This is a genomic window from Pseudoduganella sp. RAF53_2, from assembly GCF_052113985.1.
Classification (GTDB): domain Bacteria; phylum Pseudomonadota; class Gammaproteobacteria; order Burkholderiales; family Burkholderiaceae_D; genus Rugamonas.
The window spans coordinates 1-4,615 of record NZ_JBFRDW010000491.1 but is presented as its reverse complement, the minus strand read 5'-3'; the positions used below and the strand labels follow the sequence as shown (position 1 = coordinate 4,615).

Sequence of the window (4,615 nt, the reverse complement as noted above, 5' to 3'; positions counted from 1 at the left end):
ATCCAGGAAAGTCTTGGCAAAGAGGTCGCGGCAGCATCTCTTCTGAAATCGAAAGTTGATGCGCTGTTGGTCGTCGTGTCCCGGGCGACGGTAGGTGATCTTACCGGGCAGGTCAACGTGACGGGGAGCGACGCCATCGGCCAGTTGGGCGATGGCCTGGCCAAGATGCTCGCTAATCTGCGTGCGCTCATCGACAATGTGCAAAAGGCCGGCATTCAGGTGACGACGTCGGCGACGGAAATCGCAGCATCGGCCAGACAGCTGGAGGCAACCGGCGTGGAGCATGCCCAGACTTCGCTTGAAGTGTTGAGCACCACGAAGGAAATATCGGCCAACACGACTCATCTTTTGAAAACAATGGAGGATGCAGTAGCTGTTGCCGACTACACTACCACCGCTACGGCGCAGGCGAAGGGTGATCTGATGCGTATGGACGGCACCATGCAGGACATTGTTGCGGCCACCAATACCATCAACGCGAAGCTGGCAGCGTTATCGGAGAAGGCGAGCAACATCAACAGCGTGTTGGTTACCATCACCAAAGTGGCAGACCAGACCAATCTTCTGTCGCTGAATGCGGCGATCGAGGCAGAGAAGGCCGGCGAAGCAGGGCGCGGCTTCTCGGTTGTCGCGTCGGAGATCCGACGATTGGCAGACCAGACGTCGGTCTCGACGTGGGACATTGAGCAGATGCTCAAGGAGATGCAGTCGGCCGTGTCGGCCAGCGTCATGGGTATGGACAAATTTTCTGAAGAAATACGCCGCAGTGTTACCGAAGTGCGTCGCGTGTCGCTGCAGCTGTCCCGTGTGATGGAGGAAGTGCAGAAGCTGGTGCCGCAGTTCGATATGGTGTTGCAGGGCATGCAGTCGCAGTCGGTCGGTGCGACGCAAATTTCCGACACAATGTCCCAACTCAGCGATGCCTCGCAACAATCCGTGGAATCGCTGCAGGTGGCGAGCCAAGCAGTTCACCAACTGCAGCGTGCCGCCAGTGGTTTGCACGCGAGTGTTGCCAGTTTCACTCTCTCGACGACGCAATGAGGCCTGAAGACGCGGCAGGCTAGGATGCAGGCGGAGCGGAACGTGCTTACACGGCTGCCTTCCCGTGACGGACCCTGGTAGCACCACCGCGGTTCATCGGCGGCGGTGGCATTGCGCGTTGCAGTGCTGCGTTTTTCCCTATCACGGCATATGATGCGCCCGTTGCTCAGGTCGTACGGAGATAGCTCGAACGTTTTCCAGTTCAAGGGGGGCTTTTATCTGTCCACAAGGGAGTGCCGGCATAATGAATAACTGTTATCCTGATTGTCTGTTCCGAAACCACTGGTGGGTAGCATGGCTGATAATGAGCGATTCTTTGGCGTTCCGGAAGAGAACATTGCGGCCGCCCAGCGCCGAACTGTGGGACAGCGCAATCCGCCGTCGACCAGCGTGCCGACGCAGCGAGATGTTGCGACACTGCCAGCGGTGGAACTGAAGGCAGTGTTAACCGCTTGGATGGAGCATAGTGCAACTGAAATTATCCCAAGTCGCGCGCAGATTGCACTGGTGCGGGACATTCTTCTCAAGCGTCAGGACGCAGCAGAAATTGTTTCCATTGTTTGCATGTGTGGTTACTATATTGAGGGCGCCTAAGGCCAATCTCCCTAGACTCATTCGCTCCTATAGGCGCCGCAGTTGCGTTGTCCCGCCAATCAGAGGCCTAGTCACGCAGGCGCGTGCCGCCGCAAGTGAAGCCGCCGGTTGCTRGTCTCACATCCGGCGGCTCGCACTAATCGGGCGCGATCCGGTTTGCGCTGCTCCTTTGCTTTGACGACGCCGTATGTAATCAACGATGGGGCGCTGGCGGCTGGGTGTGCGTAATGCGGATGTCGACTGCCAACAAAGCTCAGGTATTGATAAGCGTAGCAAGTGCGCGACATCTCCTTGTCTGCCTGACGATGCAGATGGCAACGCAAGATCGCGCTCAAGACCTTGATGATAAAGGGCGAAGCTCAACTTCAATCGTCGTCCCAAAGTGGCTACACTAGGCACACATTCGTTGCCTTTTCGCCTTTTGGACTTGGGCTACGTTCGAACGAGACCTTCTGATTTTCACTCAACGATTTGAACCCTTCCACTCGGATGTCCTCGAAGTGGACAAACACGTCAGGACCGCCGGCGTCTGGTGTGATGAAACCAAAGCCTCTGCCTGGATTGAACCATTTTACGATGCCGGTATGCGATGTCATGATGGAACCTCATAGGAAAGTCGGAATCCGGGCATTGCCTGGTGGCTGGTGCCAACAGGCGAGGTCAATAAGCGGGGAATCGGACAGGCGTTGCCGAGAACGGCAAGTCAGGACAGAGTCCATCGGTTATGTGAGATGCTTATACACAGTAAACCCACTATACAACGCTGCGCCATGTGCACCTAGCATTATTCTATGAAGAAAAGGCGATCATTCGCCATGGCGTCAAGATGTTGAAGTGCGTGGTGAAAGGAGCATTACGCTTGGGATAGCCGGTTGCTGGTGTCGTGGCAATGCTGCAGCACCGCCAATAGTTTGGCAGCGTTTTATATTTGGGTGTAATGGTGAGGATTAAGGTTGAAAGCATGCCGGTTCGGCAGCGATAACCTAAGGACGAGCGCTGGACGAAGGCGCAGGGGAAGGGGGGGCTGGTATGCCGCACCAGTCGACAAAGGGTGAGCTCACGATRCTGCTTCGGGTGGCTAAGGCACTCATGTTCGCCGACAGCGTGGAAGCCGTTATGCGTGCCATCGAACATGGAACGGCGTTACGGCCGGATGCGGTTCTGATCATTACCAACAGTGACTGTGACAGTGGCGATAGCGCTTATTTCCTGGATACGTCGCGCGAGGGCGCCTGCCTTGAGTTAGATCATCAAGTGTGCGGAAGGCTACGCGAATCCATCAACGGCGCGGCTGGTTTGCCGTCTGATGCCCAGACGCTGGACGGCGGCAAACTTGTTGTCGCGCCATTCACTGCGGAACACAGTCGCGGCTACATTGGATTGGTATGGCAGGCACCTGTCGAGCACGCTGTGCGACGACATGCCCTCAAGCTGCTTCCGTGTATGGCAGAATTGGCTGGAGTGCGTCTCACCCAGCTGTTGGAGCAATTGCACAGGGAAGAAGAACGAGGCGAGATATTAGCTGCAACGCAGTCCCGTCACATCGAAGAGCTTCGTGCAAGTGAATGTGGAAGGATGGAAGCGTGTGAGCTGGCGGCGCGGGACGAATTGACCGGCTTGCAGAATCGTCGTGGATTCCTCGCGAAGTCGCAACAGTGCTTGTTAATTGCGCGTCGCCAGGAATTAGCGTGCGCCGTGATCTTCGCGGATGTGGACGGCTTAAAGTTAATTAACGATAAGTTTGGCCATGCCGCTGGAGATGAGTTGATACGTGCTGCGGCATATGTCTTCAATAGCGCCTTCCGGCATGCGGATGTGGTCGGGCGGGTTGGTGGCGATGAGTTTGCAGCCTTCACATTTGACAATGCGACGCCGCGTGCAATCGTCGAACGTATCAAGGAAAAGACTGCACAATTCAACATTGGCAGACAAGACGGCTTCGCACTGTCGCTCAGCATCGGCGTGATCAATTGCGATATGCATGGTGAAGATTCGCTGCCAGACTACTTGCTGCGCGCCGACACAGAAATGTATCGCCAAAAACGGCGTACCAAGCCACCAGCACATTAATGGTGGCCGCGCGAAGAAGGGCGCGGAAGGGTGGAAATATCTGCCAGGCGCCGAATACGCATGTCACCCATGACCCAATGCAACTGACGCCCTACTGACAGGTCCAGTTGCGCGCCGTCCAACGTTCGGCAGTTGGGTACCTCTGCACGCGGTACGCCTTGCTGGAAGGCGCCACATGGGATCAGGTTGGGGAGTATGAGCATGGGGGCGGGCGGCGAACGCTTGGCGTTAGTGCATGCGTTACTCACGCTGCTATTGCCACATGGTTCAACTCTGCTTTCGCCACACATCAATACGCTCTATTCACCACGGTGCGGGTTTGGGCTTGCGGTACAGGCTCGGACGAGATCGCGTGCATGGCCACGGAGYGGTGGACGACGACGCGTAGAAGAGAATCACCCGCCCATCGGGCCCGCAGTTCCAAGAGACCAAGTCATCTGTGCCAGACTTTGGGTATTTCCGCTAAAGCTGTCATTGGTGGCGAAAGGATGCTTGGTGGCGGCGGCGAACATAAAAAAAAGCCCACCGAAACGGGCCAGTCGTCAGAGACGCAAAGAAATGGCCTTCTGAATCTTCCCAAGGTCTTGTGTGGATTCGGGATTGACATTCCGCGAACCAGTCTAGCAGCGGTTGGACACGATTGTTATCAATATCTGCACCATCCCCCTGCCGGAGAAAAAAGGCTGCGAGGGCGCACGCTCGAAGGGCCGAGCGCGTGCAACGTGCGACAGGACACGTTCGCTTGGCTGGACGGGGGCACTTGATCCGCTTGGATTACATGGACATTTCGGGGCCGAGAATTTGGTCGGTCAATGGCCTTCAAGCCCTCCAGAAACCGTTCTCCGAGCGTATTCCGTTGGCGTCTGGTCTTTGAGAGCCATGTGAGGCCGGATCTCATTGTAGTCCACGC

General features: G+C 56.4%; 4 protein-coding genes. 3 read left to right on the top strand and 1 reads right to left on the bottom strand.

Annotated features, from left to right (window positions below; translation table 11 throughout):
- Together AB4Z11_RS23700 and AB4Z11_RS23695 are read left to right on the top strand one after the other, a co-directional pair.
- Nucleotides 1-1,041, top strand: a 1,041-nt coding sequence (locus AB4Z11_RS23700) for a methyl-accepting chemotaxis protein (protein ID WP_442028123.1), incomplete at its 5' end; no start/stop codon positions are given.
- A gap of 294 nt (nt 1,042-1,335) precedes the next feature.
- Nucleotides 1,336-1,635 (top strand): hypothetical protein, encoded by a 300-nt coding sequence (locus AB4Z11_RS23695; protein WP_442028121.1) that lies wholly within the window; start codon nt 1,336-1,338, stop codon nt 1,633-1,635.
- Between the two features lie 386 nt (nt 1,636-2,021).
- On the opposite strand, the gene AB4Z11_RS23690 is transcribed toward AB4Z11_RS23695, so the two are convergent.
- Nucleotides 2,022-2,231 (bottom strand): cold-shock protein, encoded by a 210-nt coding sequence (locus AB4Z11_RS23690; protein WP_442028119.1) that lies wholly within the window; start codon nt 2,229-2,231, stop codon nt 2,022-2,024.
- 493 nt (nt 2,232-2,724) lie between these two features.
- On the opposite strand from AB4Z11_RS23690, the gene AB4Z11_RS23685 reads away from it, so the two are divergent.
- Nucleotides 2,725-3,705, top strand: a complete 981-nt coding sequence (locus tag AB4Z11_RS23685) for a GGDEF domain-containing protein (RefSeq protein WP_442028118.1) — start codon at nt 2,725-2,727, stop codon at nt 3,703-3,705.
- Nucleotides 3,706-4,615: the final 910 nt, after the last annotated feature.

Coding starts and splice junctions, on each gene's coding strand:
- AB4Z11_RS23685 (WP_442028118.1), top strand. CDS start 2,725: ATGTTCGCCGACAGCGTGGAAGCCGTTATGCGTGCCATCGAACATGGA.
- AB4Z11_RS23690 (WP_442028119.1), bottom strand. CDS start 2,231: ATGACATCGCATACCGGCATCGTAAAATGGTTCAATCCAGGCAGAGGC.
- AB4Z11_RS23695 (WP_442028121.1), top strand. CDS start 1,336: ATGGCTGATAATGAGCGATTCTTTGGCGTTCCGGAAGAGAACATTGCG.